The sequence below is a fragment of the Nitratireductor basaltis genome (genome assembly GCF_000733725.1).
In the GTDB taxonomy this organism is placed as follows: Bacteria; Pseudomonadota; Alphaproteobacteria; order Rhizobiales; family Rhizobiaceae; genus Chelativorans; species Chelativorans basaltis.
Window position 1 is genome coordinate 253,514 of record NZ_JMQM01000001.1, and the last position, 24,832, is coordinate 278,345.

At 60.0% G+C, this 24,832-nt stretch carries 24 protein-coding genes; 18 read left to right on the forward strand and 6 right to left on the reverse strand.

What is annotated here, in order from left to right:
* Nucleotides 1-8 precede the first annotated feature (8 nt).
* The 3 genes from EL18_RS17190 (at nt 9) to EL18_RS01180 (ending at nt 2,729) form a co-directional block, all read left to right on the forward strand.
* Nucleotides 9-473, forward strand: a complete 465-nt coding sequence (locus tag EL18_RS17190; protein WP_051913629.1) for a tripartite tricarboxylate transporter TctB family protein — start codon at nt 9-11, stop codon at nt 471-473.
* On the forward strand, nt 470-1,984 hold the full coding sequence (locus tag EL18_RS01175; protein WP_036478930.1) for a tripartite tricarboxylate transporter permease: 1,515 nt from the start codon (nt 470-472) through the stop codon (nt 1,982-1,984). The genes EL18_RS17190 and EL18_RS01175 overlap by 4 nt, the downstream gene beginning before the upstream one ends.
* Nucleotides 1,985-2,057: 73 nt before the next feature.
* The gene (locus EL18_RS01180) at nt 2,058-2,729 is read left to right on the forward strand and encodes an SDR family oxidoreductase (protein WP_036478934.1); all 672 of its coding nucleotides are present in this window, start codon (nt 2,058-2,060) and stop codon (nt 2,727-2,729) included.
* A gap of 65 nt (nt 2,730-2,794) precedes the next feature.
* On the opposite strand, the gene EL18_RS01185 is transcribed toward EL18_RS01180, so the two are convergent.
* From EL18_RS01185 to EL18_RS01195, 3 genes are all read right to left on the reverse strand, one after another.
* Nucleotides 2,795-4,201 (reverse strand): NAD-dependent succinate-semialdehyde dehydrogenase, encoded by a 1,407-nt coding sequence (locus tag EL18_RS01185; protein ID WP_036478936.1) that lies wholly within the window; start codon nt 4,199-4,201, stop codon nt 2,795-2,797.
* A 106-nt stretch (nt 4,202-4,307) separates the two neighbouring features.
* A complete protein-coding gene (locus tag EL18_RS01190; RefSeq protein ID WP_051913630.1) occupies nt 4,308-4,544 on the reverse strand; it encodes a hypothetical protein in 237 nt (78 codons plus the stop codon).
* Nucleotides 4,545-4,639: 95 nt separating this feature from the next.
* Nucleotides 4,640-4,981 carry a hypothetical protein gene (locus EL18_RS01195; protein WP_152552927.1) on the reverse strand — a complete coding sequence of 114 codons (342 nt, stop codon included), beginning with the start codon at nt 4,979-4,981 and terminating at the stop codon, nt 4,640-4,642.
* A gap of 254 nt (nt 4,982-5,235) precedes the next feature.
* Between EL18_RS01195 and EL18_RS01200 the strand changes: the two genes are divergently transcribed.
* From EL18_RS01200 to EL18_RS01240, 9 genes are all read left to right on the forward strand, one after another.
* Complete coding sequence (locus EL18_RS01200) at nt 5,236-5,979, forward strand: amino acid ABC transporter substrate-binding protein (protein WP_051913631.1); 744 nt, start codon at nt 5,236-5,238, stop codon at nt 5,977-5,979.
* A 109-nt stretch (nt 5,980-6,088) separates the two neighbouring features.
* Entirely contained in the window at nt 6,089-6,763 is a 675-nt protein-coding gene (locus EL18_RS01205; protein WP_036478945.1) for an amino acid ABC transporter permease, read from the forward strand.
* Entirely contained in the window at nt 6,760-7,491 is a 732-nt protein-coding gene (locus EL18_RS01210) for an amino acid ABC transporter ATP-binding protein (RefSeq protein ID WP_036478947.1), read from the forward strand. Before EL18_RS01205 ends, EL18_RS01210 begins: the two co-directional genes overlap by 4 nt.
* A 189-nt stretch (nt 7,492-7,680) precedes the next feature.
* Nucleotides 7,681-8,427 carry a FadR/GntR family transcriptional regulator gene (locus tag EL18_RS01215; protein ID WP_036478950.1) on the forward strand — a complete coding sequence of 249 codons (747 nt, stop codon included), beginning with the start codon at nt 7,681-7,683 and terminating at the stop codon, nt 8,425-8,427.
* A 24-nt stretch (nt 8,428-8,451) separates the two neighbouring features.
* Complete coding sequence (locus tag EL18_RS01220) at nt 8,452-9,444, forward strand: TRAP transporter substrate-binding protein (protein WP_036478953.1); 993 nt, start codon at nt 8,452-8,454, stop codon at nt 9,442-9,444.
* 57 nt (nt 9,445-9,501) lie between these two features.
* Nucleotides 9,502-9,969, forward strand: coding sequence for a TRAP transporter small permease (locus EL18_RS01225; protein ID WP_036478956.1), 468 nt, complete (start codon nt 9,502-9,504; stop codon nt 9,967-9,969).
* 8 nt (nt 9,970-9,977) lie between these two features.
* A complete protein-coding gene (locus tag EL18_RS01230) occupies nt 9,978-11,252 on the forward strand; it encodes a TRAP transporter large permease (protein ID WP_036478958.1) in 1,275 nt (424 codons plus the stop codon).
* 22 nt (nt 11,253-11,274) lie between these two features.
* Nucleotides 11,275-11,724 carry a ribose 5-phosphate isomerase B gene (rpiB, locus tag EL18_RS01235; RefSeq protein WP_036478960.1) on the forward strand — a complete coding sequence of 150 codons (450 nt, stop codon included), beginning with the start codon at nt 11,275-11,277 and terminating at the stop codon, nt 11,722-11,724.
* Nucleotides 11,725-11,726: 2 nt separating this feature from the next.
* Nucleotides 11,727-12,656: a ribokinase gene (locus EL18_RS01240; protein ID WP_036478962.1), complete on the forward strand. Its 930-nt coding sequence runs from the start codon at nt 11,727-11,729 to the stop codon at nt 12,654-12,656.
* A 13-nt stretch (nt 12,657-12,669) separates the two neighbouring features.
* On the opposite strand, the gene EL18_RS01245 is transcribed toward EL18_RS01240, so the two are convergent.
* From EL18_RS01245 to EL18_RS01255, 3 genes are read right to left on the reverse strand one after another with little or no spacing between them, the layout of a single operon-like run.
* Nucleotides 12,670-13,410: an FCD domain-containing protein gene (locus EL18_RS01245; RefSeq protein ID WP_036478964.1), complete on the reverse strand. Its 741-nt coding sequence runs from the start codon at nt 13,408-13,410 to the stop codon at nt 12,670-12,672.
* Between the two features lie 3 nt (nt 13,411-13,413).
* Nucleotides 13,414-15,219 (reverse strand): glycoside hydrolase family 2 protein, encoded by a 1,806-nt coding sequence (locus EL18_RS01250; protein WP_036478966.1) that lies wholly within the window; start codon nt 15,217-15,219, stop codon nt 13,414-13,416.
* Between the two features lie 32 nt (nt 15,220-15,251).
* The gene (locus EL18_RS01255) at nt 15,252-16,232 is read right to left on the reverse strand and encodes a TRAP transporter substrate-binding protein (RefSeq protein WP_051913632.1); all 981 of its coding nucleotides are present in this window, start codon (nt 16,230-16,232) and stop codon (nt 15,252-15,254) included.
* A gap of 213 nt (nt 16,233-16,445) precedes the next feature.
* On the opposite strand from EL18_RS01255, the gene EL18_RS01260 reads away from it, so the two are divergent.
* Genes EL18_RS01260 through uxuA form a run of 6 tightly spaced genes read left to right on the forward strand, consistent with a single transcriptional unit; the run spans nt 16,446 to nt 24,824 of the window.
* Nucleotides 16,446-16,982, forward strand: coding sequence for a TRAP transporter small permease (locus EL18_RS01260; protein WP_051913633.1), 537 nt, complete (start codon nt 16,446-16,448; stop codon nt 16,980-16,982).
* Between the two features lie 9 nt (nt 16,983-16,991).
* Nucleotides 16,992-18,296, forward strand: coding sequence for a TRAP transporter large permease (locus tag EL18_RS01265; protein WP_036478968.1), 1,305 nt, complete (start codon nt 16,992-16,994; stop codon nt 18,294-18,296).
* Nucleotides 18,297-18,306: 10 nt separating this feature from the next.
* The gene (locus tag EL18_RS01270) at nt 18,307-20,685 is read left to right on the forward strand and encodes a glycoside hydrolase family 31 protein (protein ID WP_036478969.1); all 2,379 of its coding nucleotides are present in this window, start codon (nt 18,307-18,309) and stop codon (nt 20,683-20,685) included.
* Nucleotides 20,685-22,145 carry a mannitol dehydrogenase family protein gene (locus tag EL18_RS01275; RefSeq protein ID WP_036478972.1) on the forward strand — a complete coding sequence of 487 codons (1,461 nt, stop codon included), beginning with the start codon at nt 20,685-20,687 and terminating at the stop codon, nt 22,143-22,145. The genes EL18_RS01270 and EL18_RS01275 overlap by 1 nt, the downstream gene beginning before the upstream one ends.
* Before the next feature lie 6 nt (nt 22,146-22,151).
* The gene (gene uxaC / locus EL18_RS01280; RefSeq protein WP_036478975.1) at nt 22,152-23,552 is read left to right on the forward strand and encodes a glucuronate isomerase; all 1,401 of its coding nucleotides are present in this window, start codon (nt 22,152-22,154) and stop codon (nt 23,550-23,552) included.
* A 48-nt stretch (nt 23,553-23,600) separates the two neighbouring features.
* Nucleotides 23,601-24,824 (forward strand): mannonate dehydratase, encoded by a 1,224-nt coding sequence (uxuA, locus tag EL18_RS01285; RefSeq protein WP_036478977.1) that lies wholly within the window; start codon nt 23,601-23,603, stop codon nt 24,822-24,824.
* The last annotated feature ends 8 nt before the right edge of the window (nt 24,825-24,832 follow it).

Here is a 24,832-nt window from a genome sequence, read left to right on the forward strand (position 1 = left end):
ACGCGGTGATGGCCGAGAATAATTCAACTGTGGCAGGCAGGCTGGGGGTGCCAATCTTCCTCCTGGTCCTCACCACGGTCTATGTCGCAGCCACGTTCCAGATCCGTCCGCAATTCAGTGAAGGTCTCGTGGGACCGCGCTTCCTGCCGTTTCTTGCTGCTACTCTCATGTATGGCGCCCTGTTCACCATCATCTGGAAGGAACGCCGCGAGAGCGCAGAAGGCAACGGGAGCCTGATGCAGCCCGCAGCCATTGTCGTTGCAACGGCTGCCTATATCGGCGTCTTCAAATGGCTGGGCTACAGCCTGTCCACCTTCCTCTTCGTTTTCGCGCTTTTCATGCTCTTTTCCTATCAGGCCGGCCGTCCCGTGCGGCGCGTCATTGACGCGCTTGCCGTCACGGCTGTCTTCTACGGCCTGTTCGCCTTCGTCTTTGGCATCAGATTGCCAGTCTTTCCGGGGCTGCCGCTATGAATTTCTTTCTTGAGGTGCTGCAGGGTTTCGGTGCACTGGCGCAGCCGGAAGTGCTGGGCTTCATGGTGCTGGGCTTCATCATCGGCACGTTTTTCGGTGCAGTGCCGGGGCTGACTTCGGTGCTTGCCATCGCGCTTCTTCTGCCGATCACCTACAGCATGGATGTCGTGCCGGCGCTGGTCATGTGTGCCTCCATCTTCATGTCGGGCATGTATGCCGGCAGCATAACGGCAACCACCATCAACATTCCCGGCGCACCGTCCTCCATGATGACGGCTATCGAGGGCTATGCCTTGATGAAGAAGGGGCAGGGCGCCAATGCGCTCGGTCATGCCGCACTTGGCTCCATGATCGGTGGCTGTGTCGGTGCGCTGCTGCTCATGGGGCTGATGCCGGTGGCTGCCAAGCTGTCGCTTCTCATACAGACGCCCGGCAAATTCGCGCTGGTGCTCTTTGCGCTTGTCGTCATCATCATCGTTCAGCGCGGCGAGATCGCCAAGGGCGTTGTTGCCACCATGCTGGGCGTGATGATCGCGACCATTGGCATCGATGTCATGCAGCCGATCCCGCGCTTCAATTTCGGCACGGAAGTGCTGGTGGAAGGCATCGACATGATGCCCATCATCATCGGCACCTTCGCGATTTCCGAAGTGCTCTATCAGGCACAGGCGCATTCCTCCTCGCTCAAGCTGCAGGTGAACGAGGCTGCCGCCAAGATCCGCCGCCGCGACTTCCTGCCCGCATGGAGCGAGATCCGCGAGATCGGCCTCTTCACCTATCTAAAAAGCTCGGTCATGGGTTATGGCATCGGCATATTGCCAGGCGTTGGCGGTTCCATGGCTGCCTTCGTTTCCTATGCGGAAGCCAAGCGTCGCTCGCGCAAGCCCGAGCAATATGGCAATGGCAGCCGGGAGGGTATCGCCGCAGCGGAATCGGCCAACAATTCCATGTGCGGCGGCGCGTTCGTTCCGATGCTGATGTTCGGCATTCCCGGCGATCCGACCACGGCCATCGTGCTCGGCGTTCTCGTGATCAATGGCTTGCAGCCGGGCCCGCGGCTTCTCGAAAGCCAGACGGACCTGATCGCGCCGATGTTCGCCTCACTTTTCGTAAGTGCGCTGATCCTCATTCCGCTGACGCTGTTCATCTTCGGGCCGTGGTTCGTGCGTATCGTCTCCATCCCGCGCGGGCTGCTTTATGCTTGCATCGCGGTTGTGGCGCTGGTGGGTAGCTATGTGGCGACCTTCTCGGTCTTCCAGATGGGGCTGGCACTTGTGTTCGGCATACTTGCCTTCTTCCTGCGCAAACAGAATTATCCGACGGTCTCCCTGCTACTCGGCTTCATCCTCGGGCCAGATCTCGAACAGTATCTTCGCCGTTCGCTTTCGCTCAGCGACGGCAATCCGTTGGTGTTTCTGACAAGCCCGGACAGCCTCTTTTTCCTCGTGCTCACCGGCCTGTTTTTCTACTTCATGGCCGTGCGCAAACCGAAGGAGGCGGTGGCAGCCTGATCATCAGGCCTTGTCCCATGGAATGCCGCTCCTAGCTAAGGGCTCCAACCCATGAACCAGCAGGAGTGATTTCATGACGAAGACAATATTCATTACCGGTGCCTCATCTGGCATCGGTGCGGCAACTGCGCGACGTGCTGTTGAAGCGGGCTGGAATGTTGGTCTGATGGCTCGCAGCGAGGACAAGCTGAACAAGCTGGTTGACGAGCTTGGTGACAAGGCGCTGGCGCTGCCGGGTGATGCGACCGACCTGTCCGCGCAGGAAGAGGCCGTGGGCAAGCTGGTAGAACATTTCGGTGGCCTGGATGCAGCCTATGCCAATGCCGGCAAGGGATTAGACAAGCCGGGAACGGAAGCCGGGGATCCCGAGGAATGGCGCAGCATGATCGACGTCAACATCATGGGCCTGCTCTACACCGCACGTGTGGCGCTGCCGCATCTGAAGAAGACCAAGGGGCATCTGGTGCTGACGGGTTCAGCCGCCGGTCGCCGCCACATCAAGGGCTCGATCTATGGCGCGACCAAGTGGTTCGTACACGGCTATGCGGGCAATATGGCCGAAGAAATGCGTGAATGGGGCGGGCGCTGCACCGTTATCGCGCCCGGCATGGTGGACACGGCCTTTTTCAGCGAAGGCAAGCCCGACAAGCTGCAGGCCGAGGATGTGGCCAATGCCGTGGTGTACGCGCTCGAGCAGCCGAGCCGCGCAACGGTAAACGAGGTTTTCATGATGCCGACCAACTGAGCTCCGGCATCAGGCAACGCAAAGCCCGGCTGGACCAGCCGGGCTTTTTTCTGCGCCGAAAGCAATCAACCGACGACGTTGATGGCCTTAACGTTCACGAATTCACGGATGCCAAAGCCGCCATGTTCACGGCCATAGCCGGAATCCTTCACGCCGCCGAAGGGCATGTTCGGCTGGGCGAGGTCAAAGCCGTTGATGAAGACCATGCCCGTGTCAAACTCGTCGCGGGCAATGCGCTTCGCACGCTCCACATCTCCGGTGAAGATGCCGCCGCCGAGACCATAGACGCTGTCATTGGCGGTTCTGATGGCTTCTGCCTCATCCTTCACTCGAATAAGCGAGGCGACCGGCCCGAAGAGCTCCTCGTCATAGGCAGGCTGGCCGGGCTTCACGTCCTCAAGGACGGTTGCCGGGTAGAAGAAGCCGGGACCGTCGGGGATTTCCCCGCCGCATAGAAGCTTTGCCCCATGCTTCAGTGACTGCACAACCTGATCGTGGAGGTCGGCGCGCAGGTTCTCGCGAACCATCGGCCCGAGCTGGGTGTCTTCGGCAAAGGGGTCGCCAAGCTTGACCGCCTTCATCTGTTCCACATAGGCGTCGCGGAACTTCTCGTAGACCGCATCCACGACGATGAAGCGTTTCGCTGCCACGCAGGTCTCGCCATTGTTGTAGATGCGCCCCGCCACGCAATGCTTTACCGCCTTCTCCAGATCGGCATCCTCCAGCACGATATAGGCGTCGTTGGAGCCAAGCTCGAGAACGGATTTCTTCAATGCTTTGGCAGCTTTCGCGCCCACATGGGCACCCGCACGCGGGCTGCCGGTCAATGTTACGCCGCGCACGAGGCGGTTTTCGATCACCGCGTCGGACTGGTCATGATCGATGACGAGCACGGTGAAGACATTGTCGGGGAAGCCGGCCTTCCTCATCATCTCCTCGATCTTCAGCGCCGAACCGGTAACGTCGGCTGCGTGCTTCAGGAGAACGGTGTTACCTGCCGCGATGTTGGCAATGGCATAGCGCACGACCTGGTAGAGCGGAAAATTCCATGGCTGGATGCCATAGATTACACCGATGGGGCTGTAGGTGACGATGCCCCTGTCGCCGGACTGCAACGGACGTTCCTCGTCCTGCAGATAGGTGTTCATCTCTTCAATCGTGTATTCGGCGATGTCCGCGCATGCTTCAATTTCGCCTTTTGATGCGGAGAAAAGCTTGCCCATCTCCGAACTCATCAGGCGCGCCATCTCCTCCTTTTCGTCTCGGAGAATTTCGGCGAAACGGCGCAAATGCTCGCCGCGCTCCGCAAAGCTCGTGCGCCGCCAGCTCTCGAACGCGTTGTGGGTAGCCCGGATCAGGTCTTCAACCTCCTGATCGCTCATCAGAGCATAATTCTTCAGTTTCTCACCGGTTGCGGGATTACGCGTGGTGAGGTGGCGGGTCTGGGCGGTGTCGCGTGCGGCCTCTGGCATCGATTGGTCTCCATCATTGCTGTCGGTTGCCCAACGGAAGAGGGGGAAAGCCGTTCCGCCGGCTTTCCCCCTTTGTCTCATGCTCAAGCGAATGTGAGCGGGTTGATCAATTGTTTTCCGGATCGGTTTCCGCGGCCCAGGAAAGCTGGCAGATCTTGGCGACGGCCCACAGGGTGGGCAGGCCCAGCACAATGGCAAGGATGGTGGAGGCCATCTGGCCCAGATGCATCAGGCCGGAGATCGACCACAAGGCTGCGCCGGCAGCTGCCAATACTTCTACCGACACGAACAGTGCCACGGCAATTGCCCCGGCGATACTGGAAAGGGTTACGACGCGTTTCATCCGAACGCTCCCGATTATGCGCCTGCTACGGCCAATGCCGCTTCGCAGGACGTTTAGTTGCTGATTGATCTTGAGAAGCGGGCGGTCGGGCCCGATCAGCCTGCAACAGGGGGAGCGCGGGGCGCGGGGCGCGTGTGGGCATGTGACGGCGACGCTGACACGGCGGCGCGGGCGGCCGGTTCCGGCAGGACCTGCGGGTTCAACGACAGCGTCGCAAGGGTTGTGATCGCTTCAGGATCAGGAGGTGTCGGGGATTTCGCGCGCGCGGCGGTCTTCACGACCGTCGGACCCTTCTCGCCAAGGGCCGGTGACTGATGCTCGGCTTCCTGAAGAAGCGGTGCGCCCATTGTCGGCCAGCCGCCATTGGGGAGGCTCTGCAGGCCGAAGCTGACGGCGAGCAGGAGGCTGAAAAGCATGAATAGCGGGCGCGGGTTCAAGATCGGGTCCGTGACGGAGTGGCTGCCGCAAATATAATGGGTCGCACACCGTTGCACCAGCAGCAGGAAGAGGGATTTTTCGCGAAATAAAGTTGCTCGCTTCGGGAAGGCTCGCGCGAAGAATTCCTACGCTATCAGGCCAGTGTAATTCGCTTTTGCTTTCTTGCCGCTCCATCCTTCGGGCGGCTGGAATTCTATTGCGCCATACCTATTTTCCGGCCTCCAGATTTCCCGCGCTCCAAGGAGATTTTCTCATGCGCAAGTTCATTCTCGCCGCGGCACTTGCGGCTGCATCCGCCACATCGGCTCTGGCAGACACCGTCACTGTCGGCATGTCCGGTGGCTATTTCCCCTTCACCTTCGTCAAGCAGGACAAGCTGCAGGGCTTCGAAGTCGACTTCATCAATGCCGTGGCTGAAGAAACCGGCGACGAGATCAAGTTCGAGACCATGAGCTTCTCGGGTCTCGTGGGTGCGCTTGAGGCCGGGCGCATCGACACGATCGCAAACCAGATCACCATAACCGAGGAGCGTCAGGCGAAGTTCGCCTTCACGCAGCCTTACGTTATCGACGGCGCACAGGTTGTCGTGAAGAAGGGCAACGAGAGCGAGATCACCGGGCCGGAGGACCTGAAGGGTCGTACGGTTGCCGTCAATCTCGGCTCCAATTTCGAGCAGCTTCTGCGTGAACTGCCCTATGCGGACGAGGTCGATATAAAGACCTATGAAAGCAATCTGGCGCAGGAAACCGCGCTTGGCCGCGTCGATGCCTTCGTCATGGATCGCGTGAGTGCTGCGCAGACGATCAAGGAATCGCCCCTGCCGCTGGCGCTGGCCGGTGAGCGCTTCTCCGAGATCCGCAATGCGCTTCCTTTCCGCGACGACGAAGAAGGCCGTGCATTGCGTGACCGTTTCGACGCCGCGATCACCACGCTGAAGGAGAATGGCAAGCTGGCCGAAATCTCCCAGAAGTGGTTCGGAACCGACATCACCAAGTAAGGCGCATGCCTTGAACTTCGGGCGGCTGCGGGACACGACCTGCAGCCGCCCTATGTGTGCAGAAGCCATGAATATGATCTGATGCACCGGCAGCCGGAAGGCGGAAGCGATGAGAGCTCTTGATTTCGACTACATGTTCGGTCTCGTGCCGATCCTGCTCAGCTATGTGCCGCTGACACTCGGCATGGCTGCCGTCAGCATGGTTATGGCGCTTGTGCTGGCCTCGCTCATGGCAGTTGTGCGTGTGGTCAATGTGCCGGTGCTCGACGGATTCACCCGCTTTTTCATCAGCTTCTTTCGCGGCACGCCGCTCCTGGTGCAGCTCTTCCTGTTCTATTACGGCCTGCCGCAGGTCATGTCCTTCCTGACCGCAATCAACGGCGTGACGGCCGCGATCATGGGGCTGACGCTGCATTTTGCAGCCTATATGGCCGAAAGCATTCGTGCCGCCATTCTTGGCGTGGATCGGTCGCAGTGGGAAGCTTCCATGTCGGTGGGTATGACCACGACGCAGATGATGCGCCGTATCATCCTGCCGCAGGCTGCCCGCGTGGCCGCACCCACGCTGGTCAATTACTTCATCGACATGATCAAGGGCACCTCGCTTGCCTTCACGCTGGGCGTAACGGAACTGATGGGTGCGACGCAGAAGGAGGCTGCCGGCAGCTTCCTCTATTTCGAGGCCTTCATCATCGTTGCTCTCATCTATTGGGCAATTGTCGAGACACTGACGCTGTTTCAGCGTCGTCTCGAAACGCGGCTTGGAAAGGCGCATGCACGATGATCCGGATCAAGGGACTGACCAAGCGTTTCGGCACCAATACGGTGCTCGATAATCTCGACCTTGAGGTGCGCGAGGGGGAGCGCGTCGTCATCATCGGGCCGTCGGGAACCGGCAAGTCGACGCTGTTACGCACGCTCAATTTCCTGGAAAAGCCAGACGAGGGTGTCATCCGCATAGGCGATGTCGAGGTGGATGCCGCCAATGCTTCCAGGAAGGAGCAGCTTGCGCTGCGCCGCCAGACCTCCTTCGTCTTCCAGAACTATGCGCTCTTCGCCAACAAGACGGCCATCGAGAATATCGCGGAAGGTCTGACCACGGTGCGCGGCTGGGACAGGGAGAAAGCGTTCGCCAAAGCCCGTGAAATTCTCGGCACGATCGGACTTGCCGACAAGGAGGCGAGCTACCCGTCGGCTCTTTCGGGCGGGCAGCAGCAGCGTGTGGGCATCGGTCGTGCCATGGCCTCCCAGGCGCCATTGATGCTGATCGACGAACCGACTTCGGCGCTTGATCCTGAATGGATCGACGAAGTGTTGCAGCTTCTGAAGAAGGTGGCGGACGAGCGCCAGACCATGCTGGTCGTCACCCACGAAATGCAGTTCGCCCGCGATATCGCGGACCGCGTGATCTTCATGGATGGCGGCAAATTCGTGGAGCAGGGTCCGCCGGAACAGATATTCACCGACCCGAAGGATCCGCGTATGCGAGCTTTTCTTCGCAAGGTTCTCTAGGACGCGTTTCCATTGAAACATTCGTTTGCCACGGCAGCTGACCTGCCGTGGTCTTTTATTGGTAATACCAATATAGAACGATACGAGGCTGCATTGCTGCAACTTTCGGGGAAAATCAATCTATATTGATGGTCGTTGACTCGTATCGTTCATTGTGGTCTTAAATAGGTAAGACCACTGGAGACCGAAATGAGCGAGACTTCCACGGGCGAGACCGAAGGTAGAAGCGGCACGGAACGCGTCATGGCTTTCTTCCGGGAGAAGATACTCTCCGGGGAAATGGCTTCTGGAGATCGTCTGCCTGCCGAGCGGGAGCTGGCTCAGCACCTCAATGTCGGACGTCCGCTTCTGCGGGAGGCCATGCGCGCGCTTTCGATGCTTGGGCTGGTGGAAATCAGACATGGCAGTGGCGCCTATGTCGGCAAGGCGGACGTCTCGGTCCTGAGCGACTTCTTCACCTTCTCGCTGGCGCAGGAGCAGAATGTCTCCGAAGACATCATGCAAGCGCGCATGGCTATCGAATGCCAGGCGATCAGGCTTGCCTGCGAGCGGGCTACCGAAGCCGATCTCGATCGGATCGGCGGGTGCCTGTCTGCGCTCGTGAAAACGCTAGGCGACCCGGAGAAGGGTGGCGAGGCTGATTATCGCTTCCACGACTCCATTGTGCGTGCCTCTCACAGCCAGGCACTCATCACGCTCTACCGGGCCATCTCCGCGCTTCTCAAGCGCAGCCATGTCGAGCGGCGGCGCACCACCTATACCGCACCTGAAATCGTCAACGACCTCGTGGAATCGCACCGCCGGGTCTTTCTCTCCATCGTCGAGGGGGACGGTGACGCAGCCGATCAGCGGCTGCGCGAGCACTTTGCGATAGGCGACGAGCTTCGTCGCAAGAGCATCATCGCTGCCTATTCCAAGGGTGGCCTTGATCTGTAGTTAGTATCAACGGGAGGAAGTACCATGTTCAAATCACTGGCTGGACGCGCTGCGTCCATGGCGGTCGCTGTTGCCCTGATGTCGGGTGCTGCGGCAGCTGAAGAGCTTCGCTATGCCCATGTGGGTGCCGAAGGCGACATCCAGACGCGTTATGCGTCCGAGGCAGCCGATGCGATCGCTGCGGAAACAGATGGCGAGGTTACGGTACAGGTGTTTCCCGCCAGCCAGCTTGGCGGTGTGGCCGAAATGGTTGATGGCGTGCGGATGGGCTCCATCTCCATGGGGCACCACGATTTTGCGTCTCTGGCCCGCATCGTGCCGGATGTGGCCGTTTTCAACGCGCCCTTCATCTATCGTGATGCAGCGCAGGCGCTTGCCGCGACCGATCCCAACAATTCGCCAGCTCTTCAGGAGATCAATGAAAAGCTGATTTCCGAAGGTGGCGTTCGTATCATCGGCCGCATCTATCGCGGTGCACGTCACATCTCCTCGAATTTCGAGGTGAAGAGCCCTGCGGACCTAGAAGACAAGCCATTCCGTGCCGTACCGCTCGATCTGTGGGTCTCAATGGTAAAAGGCTTTGGAGCAACGCCGACCCCGGTGGAGGTTTCGGAACTGCCGACCGCACTCATGACCGGGCTTGTTGTCGGTCAGGAAAATCCGCTGACCATGATTTCCGCCAACAAGCTCTATGAAGTGCAGTCCCATGTTGCGCTCACCGGTCACATGCACTCGGTCCTGGCGGTGTTCGTCAACGAGAAGGCCTGGCAGGGTCTGAGCGAAGACAACCGTGCTGCAATCACGAAGGTGCTTGAGGAAAAGGCGCAGGCTTCGCTGGAGTGGGCGACCGCTTCGGAAGAAGAGCTGGTGGCCGAGCTCAAGGGTGTGGGCATGACCGTGATCACCGAGGCAGAAGGCCTTGATCTTGAAGCCTTCCGCAAGCCGGTGCTTGAGCAGATCCGCGCCGACTTCCCCAACTTCGCGCCGTATATCGAGCAGATCGCCGAAGTGAAGTAAGGCCGGCAATGGAGGCAGGTCGTGTGCGGCCTGCCTCTGCCATACGGAGCAGTTTCAATGAAGATCGCTAGACGGTTCGTGGAAGCAGTCTGTCTGCTTCTGCTCGGTGCGCTGGTGCTTGTGCCCTTTGCCCAGGTGTTGCTCAGGGATCTGTTCAATGCACCGATCGTGGGAGCAGAGGAGTTTACCCGATTTCTCCTGATCTGTGTCGTATTCGTCAGCTATCCGCTGGTGGTGGCATCGGGTGAGAACATCGTGATGGGGGATATCCGCAATGCGCTGCCTGCTCCCATGCGCCGGATCCTCAACCTCTTCACCTCGGTTGCGGCGGTGGCTGTTTCCGGTCTGATCGCCTACGCGGTTTTCGCGACCATCGGCGACAATCTGAACAATGCGACGCCCACCTTGAAGATACCGTTCTGGCTGTTCCTTGGCGCCACGTTCTTTGGCTTCTTCTTCGCCGCCATCATTCATCTCGTCCATTTGCGCAAGCCGCCGCAGAAGAGCACGAGCGTCAGCCTCTAGGTTTCCCAATGGGCATATTACTCATCATCACGTTTCTGCTCCTGTTCATTGCAGGGGTGCCGGTGGTCTACGCCATCCTGTTGCCTGCGATAGGCTACGTCCTGATCGAGGGCTTTCCCATCGGTCTGCTGGCCCAGCGCGTAACCTATGCGCTTGACAGTTTCCCGCTGGTGGCGGTGCCGATCTTCATATTTGTCGGCAATCTCATGAATCTGGCCGGAGTAACGGACCGCATTTTTCGGTTTGCCGATACATTGGTCGGGCGTGCCCCCGGCGGGTTGGCGCAGGTGAACATCTTCTCCTCGCTCATCTTTTCGGGCATGTCGGGTGCAGCACTTGCCGATGTGGGCGGTCTTGGGAAGATCGAGATCGAGGCCATGCGCAAGCGTGGGTTCGAAGCGCCGTTCTCCGCTGCTGTGACGGCTGCCTCAGCCGTTGTCGGGCCAATTTTCCCGCCGAGCATTCCGCTTATCGTGTACGGGTCGGTGACCAGCGTTTCGATAGTGCAGCTGCTTGTTGCAGGCATTGTACCGGCACTGATCTGTGTCGCGCTGCTCATGGTCACCGCAGCGGTGCTGTCGCTGCGTCACAAGATGCCGCGCGCCTCACGCTGGCCGACGCTCAGGGAGGTCGGAAGTGCACTTGTTCCAGCACTGCCTGCACTTCTTGCGCCGGTTCTGATGATCTCGGGCATGATGCTGGGCCTGTTCACGCCAACAGAAGCTGCCGCGGTTACGGCGTTCTACGTCATCCTGATCAGCTCGCTCGTCTACAGGGAGCTCACATGGGCGCATTTGCGGGATTCGATGCTGGCGACGCTGAAGAGCACCAGCGCGATCCTGATCATCGTTGCGGCGGCCGCATTGTTCGGTTGGATTTTGGCCGTGGAGCAGGTTCCTCAGGATTTCGCGAAGATGATCCTGACACTATCCACGAACCCGATCGTGCTGCTTCTGATCGCCAATCTGATCTTCTTCATCGCCGGCATGTTCCTGGATTCGACGACCGCCACCTTGCTTGTGGTGCCGGTTATCGCACCGCCAATGGTTCTGGCCGGCGTTGATCCCGTGCATCTGGGCATTGTCGCCATCTTCAATCTGATGGTGGGTCTTCTGACACCGCCGATGGGCCTTTCGCTCTTCCTGGTATCGGAGATCGCACAGATATCGCTGCGCCAGCTCCTGAAAGCGCTCGCGCCTTTCTATGTGCCGCTCATCATCACGCTCGGCATCATCACTTTCGCTCCTGATCTTGTTCTCTGGCTGCCCGGTTTCCTGCGCTAGTCATTCATCGAAGGATAATCCCATGAAAATAGTTATCGGCTCCGACCACGCTGGCTTTCCGCTGAAGGCGCATGTCATCGAAACCATCAAGGCGCTTGGCCACGAAGTGCTTGATGTGGGTTCCCACGACGCCGAGCCTGTCGATTTCCCCGACATCGCAAAGCTTGTTACCGGTGCGATCCAGAGCGGCGAGGCGGAGCGCGGCGTGATGGTATGTGGCACCGGTGTCGGTGCATCCATCGCGGCCAACAAGGTGAAGGGCATCCGCGCGGCGGTATGCCATGATGTGCATTCTGCCCACCAGTCGGTGGAGCATGACGACGTGAACATCATGTGCATCGGCGCCCAGATCGTGGGGCCCTGGCTTGCCAGCGATCTCATCAAGGCGTACCTCGAAGCAGAGTTCTCCACGAGCGAAGAGTTTCGCCGCCGCGTGGAGAAGCTTCATGAGATGGACAGGGAACGCCAATAGCCATGAGCCAGCCCGAAATCCTCGTCTTCGGTTCGATCAATGTGGATCTGGTCTGTCGGGTCGGCAGCATTCCGAAGCCGGGGGAGACGGTGCTATCTCCGCGTTATGAGCAGAGCTTTGGCGGCAAGGGTGCGAACCAGGCCGTTGCCGCAGCGCGTGCGCTTGGACAAAGCGGTCGCGTTCGCATGTCGGGGGCTGTTGGCGATGATGCGCTGGGCGGGGCTGTGCGGGACAATCTGGCCAATGAAGGCATAGATGTCACCTCTGTCGTGACGTCCAGCGAGCCCACCGGCTGCGCCTTCATCAATGTGGATGAAGCCGGCGAGAACGCCATCACCGTAGCAAGCGGTGCGAATGCGGCTCTTGAGAGTGCCAGTATCGGTGACGCCAGCCTGGTTGTCATGCAGATGGAAGTGCCGGTAAAGCGCAATCTGGAATGCGTTGCGGCCGCCAAGGCTGCCAATGTACCGGTGATACTGAACTTCGCACCTGCGACCGTTGCCGTATCGGCAGAGGAGATGCGCGGGCTCCTCGATGGCACGCGCTATCTGGTGGTCAATGAGCTTGAGGCCGAAACGGTGGCGGGACTGCTTGGCTGTGGCAAGGCAGGCGCGCCGGTCGAGGGGCTGGCCGAGGCCATTGCCGCGGCTGCAGGCGTTGATGTGATCGCAACACTCGGTGGCAAGGGCGCCATGCTGCTGCGAGCCGGGGAGGGGGCATCCCACAGCGTTGGAGCACCGAAAACCAATGTCGTCGATACGACCGGTGCCGGCGACACGCTCGTAGGTGCCTTCGCGGCCTTTCTCACCATGGGTAAATCACCGGAAGAGGCGCTTCGCCTTGCCGTGACTGCAGCCTCCCTGGCTTGTGAGGGTTACGGTGCGCAGACGGCTATGCCGACGCAGGAAAAGGTGCTTGCAGCGGCGGGCTGAGCTCGCGCTGCAATCAGGCTGGCGCGATGGCTTCGGACGAGAAGAGATAGCCGTCGAAGTCCGGGTCATCAACATCCGATAGTGTCATCAGTGTCAGGCGCACATTTTCCAGATGTTGCCACATGGCCTGGCGTGCGGCCGGGGCGTCCTTCATCTGCAAGGCGTTGAGAATGGCCTGATGGTCTGACAGCCAGTTCGACCGATAGGTCCTGTCGAAGATGCGGTTGTGCAGGCTCGCCCACATGCGGCTTTGCGCGCGCTTGTGCCAAAGCTCCTCGACCATATCCACGAGCACCGCATTCTGTGTGGCCTCGGCAATGAGCCGGTGGAACAATTCGTCGCCGGAGTAGTCGTCATTGCCGGCTTCGATCGCAGCCTTTTCCATGGCGAGCGCTTCGCGCATCTGCATGATGTCGGACTTGGTGACGGTGACCGCCGCAAGTGCCGCGATATTGCTTTCCAGAAGCTGGCGCGCCTGGAGGAGCTCGAAGGGGCCGAAATCAACGGTGGTTTCGCCGGGGCGGGTGTTTGGCAGTCGCGCAAGATAGATGCCGGAGCCCTTGCGGACCTCCACCAGCCCCTCGATCTCCAGCATGATGACGGCTTCGCGAACAATGGAGCGGCTGACGCCCATGTCTTCCGAAATCTGGCGCTCGGTGCGCAGGCGTTCGCCGACCTTGCAGCCGCGCGCAGCGATATCCTGCTTCAGCGCCTCGGCCACATCCTGATAGCGTCGCTTGGCCGTCCCAGCCATGTGTCAGTCCCCCTCGCGTTCCCCGGCAGCCAGTTCGTGATACCAGGACGCCAGAATGGAAAAGGCCTCCTTGCGCGTCTTCTTGTCGGCATGGATCAGGCCTTTCCGGTTGAAACCAGCCTGATAGATGTTTTGCCGGCGTTCAATGCGGAAGTCGTACAATATCCACGGTGATATTCCTTTCACATAGGCAAGGCGGCGCAGCATCGCGATCTGCTCGCGATAGACATCGGCCATGTAGCTTTCGCTGAAGAAGCCTTTCTCCGGCGCGCCATCCCCGATGGCGCCGTCCGCACCGGTTTCGGAAATCACCACCGGACGGTCGGGCGCGGAGTTGCGGCCGATGACTTCAAGGTCCTCGATGTTCTCGTCATACCAGCCATAATATTCGTTGATGCCGATCACATCGATATGGTCGGCAAGCCGGTCCTCGATCTTGCGCTTGGCGTGGTTGATGAGGCAGGCAGCCGAGGTCAGGCGGGTCGGATCGGCTTCCTTGGCGGTCTCCGCAAGGCGGCGCATGAAGGAAAGCCGCGCATCGGTGTCCGGGTTCTCGTTACCGACAGACCATATGATGACGCTGGCGCGATTGCGGTCACGCTTGATGAGTTCGAGCAACTGGTTCTGCGCGTCGCGGAAGGTCGCTTCGTTCTCGAAGTCGATAGCCCAATAGACCGGAATTTCCTCCCACAGCATGAAGCCAAGCTCATCGGCAAGCTGTGCTGCGCGTTCGTGGTGGGGGTAGTGGGCAAGGCGCAGATAGTTGCAGCCAAGTTCGCGCGCATGTTCGAAGCGGCGGCGCAGGTCTTCCTCGCTGGTGACCTTGCCGTTTTCAAGATCGTCCTCGTGGACGGAAATGCCGCGCAGGAAGGTCGGCTTGCCATTGAGGAGGATCTCGGTGCCGCGGCGCTCGATGCGGCGGAAGCCTACGCGGTCGGTCACGGTGTCGCCGCCTGCTTCAAGCTTCACATCGTAGAGGCGTGGAGAGGCGGGGGACCAGAGGTCCGGGCTCGCCTCGATCTGTGCGCTGAATGTGCCGTTTTCGACAGGAATTTCCTGGTCGATGCCAAGATCGGGGATGGTCAGGCGCGCATTGTCTGCAGCGCCATCAACCTCGCCTGACACCGCGATGCGGTCATAGCCTTCGTCACCGGAAAGGCGGATGAAAAGATCGCGGATGACGGTCTTTGGCGTCTCGTAAAGCTCAACCTCGCGATAGATGCCGCCATAGTTGAACCAGTCGGTGTTGCGCATGGGCACGCGGTCGAGCGTGCGGGTGTTGTTCACGCAGAACATCAGCCAGTTGCGCCCCGCCTTCAGATGTTCGGTGAGTTCGAGGAAGAAGGGCGTGGAGCAGCCATAGTGGTTGCCCAGGAATTCGCCGTTCAGGAATATCTTGCAATCATATTGTGCCGCGCCCATGCGCAGGAAGTAGCGGCGCTCGGCGTCCAGCTTTTCCATGTCGAGGGGGCGGGTGTACCAGGCAGAACCTTCGAAGAAATACCATTTCTCCTTCAGCATTGCCCAGTTCGAGGGAACGGGAACCGTCTCGCCCTCATAGGGGTCGTAGTCCCACGGTTCGGTCTTTTCCTCCTGGGGCTGCGGCAGCATGGAGAACCATTTCTGCCGCAGGCCCGTGTCGAGGAGATCGACGCAGAAATTGTACTGCCCGTTGAGCGAGCGCGCCTGCCTGCCACCGGTGAAGATCATGGTGGTGTGGTTCAGGGACTGCGTGTTGAAGGGGACGTCATAGTCCTCGTCATGCAGTGCAGTCAGTGCATTTTCGGCAAGGTGCGAACGCTCGAGCACTTCGGTTTCTCCGTCGTCTATTCAGTAGAGGCTTATTCGCCTGCAGCCTTGATGCGCTTGATCAGGTCGGCGATCTTTTCAGACTTTGCAGCGGTCTCTTCATGCATCGGAGCGACGGCTTCGGCGAATGCGGCCTTGTCGACCTCGTGGATTTCCACGTTCAGCTCGCTCTTGGCCTGTTCGATGGCTGCGTCGCTGGCCTTGTTCCACTCGACGCGATGACGTTCCGCGGACTCGGTTGCAGCCTGCTTCAGAGCCTTCTGCTGCTCTTCCGTCAGCTCGTCCCAGACCTTGGTGGAGATGACAACCACGGACGGGATCATGGTGTGTTCGTCGACCGAGAAATGCTTTGCGACTTCGCCGTGACGTGCGGTGGTCAGAGCCGTCGGGTTGTTCTCGGCACCATCAACGACACCCTGCTGCAGAGCGGAGTAGAGCTCGCCCCAGCTGATCGGGGTCGGGTTGCCGCCCAGAAGTTCAACCATGCGGATGGCGGACGGGCTCGGCTGGACGCGGATCTTCATGCCGTTGAGATCGGCCGGCGTCTTGATCGGCTTGTTGGCGTAGAAGGAGCGAGCGCCTTCGGTGTAGTAGGTGAGGCCGATGAAGCCCTTGTCCTTGGAGGCCATGAGGATCTCATCGCCGATCTCGCCGAGCAGAACGTCGAAGAGATGCTCTTCGCCCTTGAAGATGTAAGGCAGGTTCAGCGCGCTGTATGATTCCTCGAATGCTTCGAGCTCGCTGGCATTGGAGCGGGCCATGTCGAGCTGGCCGTTCTGCACGAGCTCCATCGACTCGCGCTGGGTGCCCAGCTGCGCATTTGCGTAGACACGGATCTTGATCTCGCCATTGGTCAGCTCTTCAACGCGCTCACCCATAAACTCCATGCTCTTGTGGACAGGATGATCTTCTGGGTTGTTGTGGTTGAGCTTCAGTGTCTTCGCATAGGCCGTGCCGGCCATCAGCATGGCTACTGCACCTGCAAGGGCGCCGATCGCGGTCATCTTCTTCATGAGGGCTACCTCCCGGTTGAACGTAAATACCTAAAGGGAGGCGGATGGCGGGCGTGTGGCCTGCCAATATTCCTCCCTTGGTCGAGAACTTTCCAAATTGGGCGACCAAAAGTCAATGGTGAATCGAAAATTGGTTGACCTATTTACTCAAACGTGGATTCCTTGGTGCAGATCGCGCCGTTCTGGGCGCAAAAGGTGTTGGGGAGGACTTCCATGCCGGAAATCGCTGCAAGGCCGGACATTGCGTCCGGGCCGGGGCCAGTTCAGCGCGCCGTTGACGCGGTTCTGCGTGTCATCATCAGTATCATCTTCGCCATTCTCGTCGTCTGCGTGGTCTGGCAGGTGGTCAGCCGCTACGTTTTCGGCACGCCGAGCACCGTGACCGACGAACTGGCGCGCTTCCTCTTCATGTGGTTGGCGCTGATCGGTGCCGCCTACACCTTGGGCCTGAAGCGCCATCTGGCCATCGATCTGCTGCCGCTCAGCCTTGAAGGAAAAGCCGAGCGCAATCTCCGCATGGTGATCGTGGGCATGGTGGCCGCCTTCGCAGGGCTGGTGATGGTCTATGGCGGCGGCAAGCTTCTTATCGGTGTTCTGCAGACCGGTCAGCTCTCGCCGGTCCTGCGCATCCAGATGGGCTATGTCTACGGCGCCATCCCCTTCGCCGGGCTCGTGATGCTGTTCTACTGCGCGCTTTCGGTGCGCGACATTCTTTCGGGCCGCGACGTGGCGCCCGCAATGGGCGACTAGGAGGGTCTGATGGAAGACTATATCAACGCGCTGATTCTGTTCGGCTCCTTCGCATTCTTCATGGTTCTGGGCGTGCCGATCGCGTTCTCGATCGGTCTGGCCTCGGTCGTCACCTTCATGACCTTCATGACGTTCGACCAGTCCGTCTTCATCGTCGCGCAGCAGATCGCGTCGGGTCTCGACAGCTTCACGCTTCTGGCCATTCCCTTCTTCATCCTGGCCGGCCACATCATGAACCGCGGCGGCATCGCCATGCGGCTCATCAATTTCGCGAAGGTGCTGGGCGGGCGACTGCCAGGCGCGCTGGCGCATTGCAACGTGCTTGCAAACATGATGTTCGGCTCGATCTCCGGCTCCGCCGTCGCCTCGGCGGCAGCCGTTGGCGGTGTGATGGCGCCGCTACAGGAAAAGGAGGGCTATGACCGTTCCTTCTCCGCTGCCGTGAATATCGCCTCTTGCCCGACCGGATTGCTGATCCCGCCGAGCGCAACATTCATTGTCTACTCGCTGATTACCGGCGGCACCTCGATTGCAGCTCTTTTCGTTGCCGGCTATGTGCCGGGCATTCTCATGGGCCTGTCGCTCATGCTGGTTGCCGGAATCATCGCCAAGCGTCGCGGCTATCCCGTGGCCGAACGGTCAAGCTGGCGCGAGATCATCGATACCGGCTTGCAGGCACTGCCGCCGCTGGGGCTCATCGTGATCGTGATGGGCGGCATCATCGCGGGCATATTCACCGCTACGGAAGCTTCGGCGATTGCCGTGGTCTACACGCTTTTCCTGGCGCTGGTCTGGTATCGCGAAATCTCGATCCGCGACCTGCCGTCGGTGCTTCTTGAAGCCGCGATCACCACCTCCATCGTGCTTCTGATGATTGGCGCATCCATCGCGATGTCCAAGGCCATGGCCTTTGCCGACATTCCCTACATGATCTCTGATGCGCTGCTGGCGTTGTCTGAGAACCCGATCGTCATCCTGCTCATCATAAATCTGGCGCTGCTGGTCATCGGCACCTTCATGGACATGACGCCCGCGCTCCTGATCTTCACGCCGATCTTCCTGCCGGTGGTGAAGGATCTGGGCATGGATCCGGTGCATTTCGGCGTGATGATGACCCTCAATCTGTGCATCGGCATCTGTACCCCGCCGGTCGGCTCGGCGCTCTTTGTCGGCTGCTCGGTTGGCAAGACGTCCATCGCCTCCGTCCTGAAGCCGCTGCTGCCGTTCTATGCCGTGCTTTTCGCGCTGCTTCTGGCCGTCACATATATCCCCGCCCTCAGCCTGTGGCTGCCGGGTCTGCTCCTGAACTACTGAGCCGCATGACATGAAAACACTGAAGAACTGGTCGCTCTTCGAGCGGAGCAAAACCGGCCTGACGCTGCTGGTCGACGAGCGGCATCATTTCGTGGTCAATGTGCTGGAAGAAGCGCTGTTCAAGGTCTCGCTCAAGCGCAATGGTGCATGGCGGCTCGACCGCACCTGGAGCATCGCACCGGATGGTGATGTGCCGTGGGAAGGGCGCAAGCGCGATGATCTTTCGGGCTTCTCCTGCCCGGACTTCACGCTGGAGGAAGGCGAGGGGCAGCTAGTCCTCTCGACCCAAAGCCTGCGCTTGACCATCCGCAGTCCGCTGGCCCTCGAATGGGAGGCGAGCGACGGCAATGGCGGCTGGAAGGCAATTGCGACCGACCGCAAAACCAGCGCCTATATGGCCGGCGTCCGTGACAACAGGAATGCGCATTTCCTTGATTATCGCCCTGACGATCTTGTCTATGGACTGGGAGAGAAGGCGGGTGATCTGAAGCGCAACGAGCGCCGCTTCGAGATGCGCAATCTTGACGCGATGGGCTATGACGCGTCCGGCACCGATCCGCTCTACAAGGTTCTGCCATTCACCATCACGCGCACGCCGGATGCCGGCTCCTATGGGTTGTTCTATGACAATCTGGCGGGAAGCTGGTTCGATATCGGCAACGAGTATGACAATTATCACGGCCGTTTCCGCTCCTATCGCGCAAGCGACGGCGACCTCGATTTCTATTTCAGCTGGGCACCGACCGTTCTGGAGCTGGTCAAGCTGCAGAACTGGTTGACCGGCGGCACGATCTTCCCGCCGCGCTGGACGCTGGGCTATTCCGGCTCCACCATGCTCTACACCGATGCGGAAAACGCGCAGGAGCAGCTGGAAAGCTTTGTCGATCTGTGTGCGGAGCACCAGATCCCTTGCGACAGCTTCCAGATGTCATCCGGCTACACGGCCATTGGCGACAAGCGCTATGTTTTCAACTGGAACACGGATCGCGTTCCCGACCCCAAGGGGCTGTCGAAGCATTTCCGTGACGCAACGATGCATCTGGCTGCAAACATCAAGCCTTGCCTGCTGCAGGATCACCCGCTCTATGACGAGGTGGCGGAAAAGGGTCTGTTCATCAAGGACAGCGAGAAGGAGGCGCCGGAACGTTCCATCTTCTGGGATGACGAAGGCTCGCATCTCGACTTCACCAATCCTGCCACTGTCGACTGGTGGAAGGAGAATGTCACTTCGAAGCTGCTCGATCTTGGCACCGAATGCACCTGGAACGACAACAACGAATATGAAGTCTGGGACGATGGCGCTCTGTGCCACGGTTTCGGTGAGCCGATCGAGATTGGCCTGATCCGTCCGCTCTTCTCGGTTCTCATGACGCGGGCTTCCTACGAGGCGCAGATCGAGCACAAGCCGACCGAGAGGCCTTATCTGATCTGTCGTGCCGGCGCGCCGGGGCTGCAGCGCTATGCGCAGACCTGGTCGGGTGACAACTACACGTCATGGAAGGCGCTGCGCTACAATATCCCGATGGGGCTCTCCATGAGCCTTGTCGGCTATTACAATGTCGGCCACGATGTGGGCGGCTTTGCTGGTCCGCGGCCCGATCCGGAATTGTTCGTGCGCTGGGTGCAGAACGGCATCTTCCATCCCCGCTTCACGATCCACTCCTGGAACGACGACCGCACGGTCAACGAGCCATGGATGTTCCCGGAAGTCACGCCGCTCATCCGCGATGCGATCCGCTTCCGCTACCGGCTGCTGCCCTATCTCTACACGCTGCTGCATCAGGCCGTTTCGGAGCGCGAGCCGATCATTCGCCCGACATTCCTCGACCACGAGCATGATGCACGCTGCTTCGAAGAGACGGCCGATTTCATGCTGGGCCGCGATCTTCTGGTCGCAAGCGTGGTGGAGCCGGGCGCAAAGGAACGCCGGGTCTGGTTGCCGGACAATGGCAGTGGCTGGTGGAACTTCTGGTCCGGCGAGTATCACGATGGTGGGCAGGAAATCACCGTGCCAGTGACGCTTGAAACCATGCCGCTTTTCGTGCGCGCCGGCAGCGTCATTCCGCTTGGTGTTCCCGTCGACCGTGCCGATGTCGCTCATGACACCGCGCGCACGCTTGCCGTCTTCCCGCACAAGGGGGAAGGCGAGGCGACCAGCGTGGAATATGAGGATGACGGTATCAGCGTGGATGCCCCGAAGAACGATTTCCGCCTGAGCATCTATCGCCTTGCATCCCGTGCCGATGAAGTAAGCCTCGACTGGTCGGCGAAGGGCAGCTTCACACCGCACTACGCCGCGGTAACCTTTGTACTTCCGGAAGGCGAAAAGCGTGCGCTGAAGGTCAATGGCCAGAGCTTGCGCTCTGGCGAGACACTGGGGAGAATCTGATGAGCAACATCATCCAGGAAAGCTGGTCCCACGATCGCTCACACCTGAAACCGCGCGTTCTGCATATCGGCTTCGGTGCCTTCTCGCGCGCGCATACGCTGCGCTATCTGGATGATGCGCTGGACAAGAGCGGCGGTGACTTCGGTGCTGTGGTTGCGCGGTTGAATTCGGGCGCTGACGAATTGTCGGCTCTTGATGCGCAAGACCACGAATATCTCGTGGTTGAGGCCGATGACGACGAAATTCGCGCCCGCCGCATCGGTTGTGTGGTTGGCACCATCAATCCCGGCCGTGACGGTGTGGACGCGCTGCCGGATCTGATCGCTGCGAAGGATCTTTGTCTCGTCACGCTGACCATCACGGAAAAGGGCTATTGCCTGCGTAATGGAAAGCTGGATGCAGAGGCTCCTGCAATCAGCGCCGATCTGAAAAATGCTCAGACGCCGCGTTCGGCCATTGGCGTGCTTGTCGAAGGCCTGCGCCGCCGCCGCGAGGCGGGTGCGGGCGGTATCACGCTCATGGCTTGTGATAATCTGCCGGAGAATGGAACGGCACTGCGCGAAGCCGTGGTGGATTATGCCAGGCTACTGGACAGTGCCTTGGCCGACTGGATCGGTGAGAATGTCGCCTTCCCCTCGACCATGGTGGACCGCATCGTTCCAGCCCTCGATGAAGCGGGCAAGGCACTGATCGCCGAGGCTTCCGGCAGCAGTGCCACGATCGGCATTGTCTGCGAACCGTTCCTCCAATGGGTGATCGAGGACAATTTCGCTGGCGAGCGACCGGACTTTGCTGCCGCCGGTGCCATGCTTGTCGACGATGTGCGCCCTTACGAGGAAATGAAGCTGCGCATGCTCAATGGCAGCCATTCCTTCCTGGCATATCTGGGGGCGCTCGCCGGTCACGAGACGATCTCGGACTGCATGGGTGACGCGGTGTTCCGCAAGGCTGCCCGTACCCTGATGATGCAGGAACAAGCGCCGACGCTTTCGGTGCCGGGTGATGTCGATCTCGACGCCTATGCGGATGCGCTGATTGCGCGTTTCTCCAATTCGCGTCTTGGACACCGCACGCAACAGATCGCGACAGATGGCAGCCAAAAACTGCCGCAGCGCCTGCTTGCGCCGATTGCGAACCATCTGGAACGAGGAGAGCCATGGGCTCTCTCGGCACTGGGTGTCGCCGGATGGATGGCCTATCTCGGGGGCAAGAGCGAGAAGGGTGAAGCGCTGAAGCTTTCGGACCCGTTGGCCGAGCGCCTGGCGGAAATCGCCTCATGCAATGAAGGCGACGATCTTGTCGAAGCGCTCCTGAAACTGGACGCGATCTTCCCGCCGGCGCTTGTCGGCAACGAGGCGTTCGTCGCCGGTATCAATGAGAGCTATCGCGCCATCACCGAGCAGGGCGTTCGAGAAGCGATTGCTCAGGCTTGCGCAAAATACGATACGGAAGAGGGGTAAGCGCTGATGCAGCCGTTTCTCGGACCGGATTTTCTTCTGAACAGCGATGCAGCCCATAAGCTCTATCACGAGCATGCGGCTGATCTGCCAATCGTGGATTATCACAACCATCTGCCACCGCAGGAGATTGCCGAAGACCGTAAATGGGACAATATCGGCGAACTCTGGCTTGGACATGACCACTACAAGTGGCGGCTGATGCGCTGGGCGGGCTTCAGCGAGGACCGGATCACCGGTGAGGCAAGCTGGCGTCAGAAATTCGATGCCTTCGCGCAGACCATGCCGCAATGTGTTGGCAACCCGATGTTTCACTGGTCGCATCTGGAGCTGTGGCGCTATTTCGGCCTGGAGGGCACGGTCTTCTCGCCCGAAACGGCAGATAAATGCTGGGATGCTGCCAACGCACAGCTTGGCCGTCCAGAATTTTCCGCGCGCGGTCTGCTTGAGCGGATGAATGTCGAACTGGTCGGGACCACGGACGACCCGACAGACACGCTCGAACATCATGCGGCGATGCTTGATGCGGATCTGTCTTTCAAGGTCGTGCCCAGCTTTCGGCCCGACAAGGCCATCAAGATCGAGGCCGATGGTTTCACTGCCTATCTTGAGAACCTCTCAGCGGTCAGTGGTGTGAGCATCAACGGTTTCGAGGACCTGGTGGACGCGCTGGTGAAGCGTCTCGACCGCTTTGTCGAGCTTGGCTGCCGGGCAAGCGACCACGGGTTGGACATCCTGCGCGCAGGCAAGGAAACAACCGCATCGCGCCTCGATGCGATCCTCAAGAAGCGTCTTGGCGGCAGTGCGCTTGAGGAAGACGAGATTGCGGATTTCCAGAACGCGATGCTTGTGGAGCTTGGACGCGCCTATGCCTCGCGTGATCTTGTCATGCAGCTTCACATCGGCCCGTTGCGCAATACGCGCACGCGTCTCTTCGATGCGCTTGGGCCGGATACCGGCGGCGACAGCATGAATGATCTGGCCATTGCCGGAGCACTCAATGCGCTGCTCGACCGGCTGGATCGCACCGACGAGCTGCCGCGCACCATTCTCTACTGCCTCGACCCGACCAAGAACGCGATGCTTGCCGCAACTGCCGGCAATTTCCAGGACGGATCTGTGCCCGGCAAGGTGCAGGCGGGTGCTGCATGGTGGTTCAACGATCAGCTTGACGGCATGGAACATCAGCTGACCCAGCTTGCGCAGATGGGTCTGTTGTCGCGTTTCGTCGGCATGCTCACCGACAGCCGCTCCTTCCTCTCCTTCCCGCGCCACGAATACTACCGGCGCCTCGTCTGCCGCATGGTGGGCGGCTGGATGGAAGAGGGTGCGATGCCACCTGACTACGATCTCGCTGGCGGCCTGATCGAGGACATCTGCTACCGCAATGCAAAGCGGTGGTTTCTCTAGAAATATGGTAACGCGCGAACAAACGGCGCCGAGGGGTACGAGGAAATAATGCGACAGACATGGCGGTGGTTCGGGCCAACGGACCAGGTTTCGATTGACGACATGCTGCAGGCCGGTGTGCAGGGCGTTGTGTCTGCGCTGCATCACGTGCCGACGGGAGATGTCTGGACGCCGGAAGAGATTGCCAGGCGCCAGCAGGAGATCGCCACACGCGGCGACGGCTCACCCTCCGGCCTGGCCTGGGACGTGGTGGAAAGCCTGCCCGTTTCCGAAGCGATCAAGAAGCAGAAGGGCGAGTGGCGCCAGCATATCGAGAACTACAAGGTGAGCATGCGCCACCTTGCCGATGCCGGTATCGAGATCATCTGCTACAATTTCATGCCGATCCTCGACTGGACGCGCACCGACCTTGCCTATCGCGTGGCGCATGGCGGCACCTGCATGCGTTTCGATGCGGTGGATTTTGCCGCTTTCGACATTCACATTTTGCAGCGCGACGGCGCGTCTGACGATTTCTTGGACACGATCTGCGCAGAAGCGGACAGGCGTTTCGCGGAGATGACTGACGCGCGCAAGCAGGAGCTGACGCGCAATGTCGCCTTCGGGCTGCCGGGTTCGACCGAGAGCCTGACGCTTGATGATCTCAGGGCGCATCTGGCCGAATATGGCCGCATTCCGCCGGAGCAGCTGCGTGCGAACTTCATCGCCTTTCTTGAAGAGGTCGCGCCTCTTGCAGAGGAACTGGGCCTGCGGCTTTGCTGCCATCCCGATGATCCGCCGTTTTCGCTTCTGGGACTGCCGCGCATCATGTCGACCGAGGCCGACTACAAGGCGATCATGGATGCCGTGGACGTGCCGGCCAATGGCATCACGCTGTGTTCCGGCTCTCTTGGCGCGCGTCCCGACAACGACTTGCCGGGCATGATGCGCCGTCTGGGTGATCGGGTACACTTCCTGCATCTGCGCAACGTGCAACGGGAAAGCGACCAGGTCGTCGGCTCCTTCCACGAGGCCGAGCATCTTGGCGGCGGCACCGATATGGTAGACCTGATCGCTGCCGTTCTGGAAGAGGAAGCCCGCCGTCGCAAGGCAGGGCGCAAGGATGCCTCCATCCCGTTCCGGCCCGATCATGGCCAGGATATTCTCGACGACCTGAAACGCCGAGCGCAGCCGGGTTATCCTGCGATTGGCCGGCTCAAGGGGCTCGCGGAGCTGCGCGGCATTATCACCGCCTTGGAGCATCCGGCGTTCGGTTTGAGCCGCGGGAGTTGAACCCCGCG